Source organism: Psychroflexus sp. MES1-P1E, assembly GCF_002836055.1.
Classification (GTDB): Bacteria; Bacteroidota; Bacteroidia; order Flavobacteriales; family Flavobacteriaceae; genus Psychroflexus.
Genome location: NZ_PJBS01000235.1, coordinates 1 through 2,619 on the forward strand (window position 1 = coordinate 1; position 2,619 = coordinate 2,619).

General features: G+C 31.4%; 2 protein-coding genes and 1 pseudogene. 2 read left to right on the forward strand and 1 reads right to left on the reverse strand.

Annotated elements, in window-relative coordinates:
• Nucleotides 1-375: 375 nt before the first annotated feature.
• Nucleotides 376-708, reverse strand: a complete 333-nt coding sequence (locus CXF67_RS09215) for a winged helix-turn-helix transcriptional regulator (RefSeq protein ID WP_102088490.1) — start codon at nucleotides 706-708, stop codon at nucleotides 376-378.
• A 156-nt stretch (nucleotides 709-864) separates the two neighbouring features.
• Here CXF67_RS09215 and CXF67_RS09220 point away from each other — a divergent pair.
• Together CXF67_RS09220 and CXF67_RS09225 are read left to right on the forward strand one after the other, a co-directional pair.
• A pseudogene (locus CXF67_RS09220) lies at nucleotides 865-1,559 on the forward strand (SDR family NAD(P)-dependent oxidoreductase).
• 213 nt (nucleotides 1,560-1,772) lie between these two features.
• Nucleotides 1,773-2,471, forward strand: coding sequence for an aspartate/glutamate racemase family protein (locus tag CXF67_RS09225; RefSeq protein WP_180957942.1), 699 nt, complete (start codon nucleotides 1,773-1,775; stop codon nucleotides 2,469-2,471).
• Nucleotides 2,472-2,619: the final 148 nt, after the last annotated feature.

Consider the following 2,619-nt stretch of genomic DNA (forward strand, 5'->3'; position numbering starts at 1 on the left):
CCTAATGAAAAGAAAAGATTAATTTATGTTGCTATGTCTAGACCTAAAAAAGTCTTAGCAATGGCATTTCCAGACACAATAACAGATGAAAATATTATTGATAAATTTGGAGAGAATATTAAAATTGTAACTGAAGTTGAACAAAATGAATAAAGTACTACAGCTAACAATGTATAAAAAACATAGGGCGTTTGTGCTTAATCGAAAGGTCTGCGATTATTAATAAAGTCCGCCAAATTTACAATTTGACGGTTTAAAGAAAATTATCGGTAAATATTTATATTTAGCTAAGTAATAAACCGAAACGAAAGTGCTTTTCACCTGCCCTACGTTTCTTACACAACAACGTTGGCAACAAGCTAGAGCTAACATCAACTAAGGATATTTTTCGACCACTAAATTACCCCAATCAGCAATCGATTTCACTAACGGAATTAAACTTTTACCAAAATCGGTCAAGGAGTACTCTACTTTTAGCGGTGGCTTTGAAGTAAAAACCTCTCTTTTAATTATTCCGTCTTCTTCCAATGTCTTCAACTGTAAACTTAAAGTTCTTTCAGTTACTGTTGGCATTTCCTTTCTTAACTCATTATACCGTAATTTTCCACTTAACAAGTGGAATAAAATTACTGTTTTCCATTTCCCACCTATTATTCCCATTGTTAAACTTGTACAACAAGGGTATTCTCTTCCTTTAAATTTATACATAATTCAGATAAAAATTAAACTATCCTTTTTGACCGTTATTGCAAAAGTATAAAACTATACTTAGTTTTGCAACTATATATAGTATAGTAATTAAAACAAATAAAAATGAAAGAATTTAAAAACAAAGTAGCCTTAGTAATTGGAGGTACAAGTGGGATTGGAAATGCAACAGCAAATGCTTTATTAGAAAATGGAGCTATAGTTCATATTGTCGGTAGAAATGTGGAAAAAGTAACTGATATGCATAACTTGATAAAACATAAAGTAAATATTTCTAATACCGAAGAAGTAAAATCATTGATTAAGGAAATTGAATCATTAGATAATATAGATTATTTAGTCAATGCATCTGGTATTTTTGGGCCAAAACCATTTCTGGAACACACAATGAAGATTATAATTCGTATTTAGATTTAAATAGAGGTTTCTTTTTCATAACTCAAAGTGTGGCAAATAAAATGAAAACCACAAATGGAGGTGCTATAGTAAATGTAGGTTCTATGTGGGCAAAACAAGCTGTAAAAGCTACGCCATCTTCTGCTTATTCTATGCAAAAAGCAGGTTTACACTCTTTAACTCAACACTTAGCTATGGAATTAGCGGATGATAATATCAGAGTCAATGCAGTTTCCCCATCAGTAGTAAATACACCTGTTTATCACGGAGTTTTTGGAGGGAAAGAAGAAGCTGAAAAAGCATTAGAGGGTTTTAATGGATTTCATCCAATTGGAAGAAATGGAACACCTTTTGACATCTCGAACAGTATTTTATTTCTACTTTCGGAAAAAGCATCTTGGGTTACTGGAGCAATTTGGGACACAGATGGAGGAGTAATGGCTGGAAGAAATTAAAAAAACCAAATAACTGGAAAAAAGCCAGTTGCCAACAACGTATATAAAAAATAGCGGTTTAGGTGCAAGCCTGAATCGTTTTTGCGTTTAATTAAGTATATTACTTTTTGAAAGGTTAGTGTTTTTAATCCGCTACTTTTCATATACAACAACGTTGGCAGTAATTAGACTAATCGGATGCTCTTCCCTTAAATAATAACAAAAAAAAGAACTGTGAAAAAATTTGGATTAATTGGAGGAGTTGGACCAGAATCAACAATAGCCTACTATAGATTAATAATAAAGAGATTTCAAGAGATTACAAAGTCAAACTCTTATCCTGATTTTATAATAAAAAATGTTGATATGACAGAGATGATTGACTATGTTGTCAATCAAGATTATAATAAACTTATTGATTTTCTTGAAAAAAATACTAATTATATACAAAAGGCAGGAGTAGATTTTGGAGCTATAGCATCAAATACACCACACATTGTATATGACAAACTGATGGATAGGATTGACTTGCAAATGATAAGTATTGTTGAGGAAACTTGTAAGAAAGCTCAAAAAATGAATCTTAAAACTGTTGGATTATTTGGAACAAAATCGACAATGACAAATGATTTTTATCAAAAAACAGGGACTAAATTTGGTTTGGATATAGTTATACCTAGCAACAATGAGATAGATTATATTCATGATAAATATATGAATGAATTAATCTACAAGGATATTAGAGAAGACACAAAACTGCACTTAATTAAAATCGCTAAAAATCTTAGAGATAAACACTCAATTGAAGGTTTAATAATAGGAGGAACTGAACTTTCATTAATTTTAAGTCAAAAGGATTTTAAGGATATGTACCTTTTAGATACAGCTATGATACATGTAGATGCTATTGTAGAAGAAATGATAAAAGAATAAAAACGACGAGTAGGTAAAGGGGAATCTCACCCCTAAACCTCTCACAGAACCGTACGTGATAGTCTCCCATCATACGGCTCTTCATACGCACAATTTTCATTGTTTGGTAGTACACAAGCGCTTCCTTATCAAAATGATAAGTTGGCAG

Excerpts from the sequence above, each read along its gene's own strand:
- CXF67_RS09215 (WP_102088490.1), bottom strand. The coding sequence starts at position 708 with ATGTATAAATTTAAAGGAAGAGAATACCCTTGTTGTACAAGTTTAACA.